This is a genomic window from Mammaliicoccus sp. P-M59 (genome assembly GCF_022386135.1).
Lineage (GTDB): Bacteria > Bacillota > Bacilli > Staphylococcales > Staphylococcaceae > Mammaliicoccus > Mammaliicoccus sciuri_A.
In genome coordinates, this window is the sequence record NZ_JAJNJJ010000037.1 from 1 (window position 1) to 408 (window position 408).

The 408-nt window shown below is 41.9% G+C and carries 1 protein-coding gene; it reads right to left on the reverse strand.

Translation table 11 applies throughout. The annotated features are described in order from the left end of the window. Positions 1-408: Rib/alpha-like domain-containing protein (locus LQ617_RS15870; protein WP_275590299.1), on the reverse strand; the 408-nt coding region annotated here is incomplete at both ends.

A 408-nucleotide genomic window follows, 5' to 3' on the forward strand; every position in this document is an offset into this window, starting at 1 on the left:
CCATCCGGTAATTGTGTCTCATCATCCACTGTTATTGTTGGTTTTTCTTTATCCGCTGGATAATCTGGGATTGTCACTGCACCTGTTACATCGTCTGTTGTCGTTGGTGTACCATGATCTTTTGTTACGCCGTCTGTTGTTGGTTCATATACATCGTTGTCTGCTTCTTCACCGACTGTTACTGGTACTTTAATGTGATCTTCTGTACCATCTGGGTATTTCACTGTTACATCTACTTCTGTTGTACCTGGTGTTTTACCATCCGGTAATTGTGTCTCATCATCCACTGTTATTGTTGGTTTTTCTTTATCCGCTGGATAATCTGGGATTGTCACTGCACCTGTTACATCGTCTGTTGTCGTTGGTGTACCATGATCTTTTGTTACGCCGTCTGTTGTTGGTTCATAT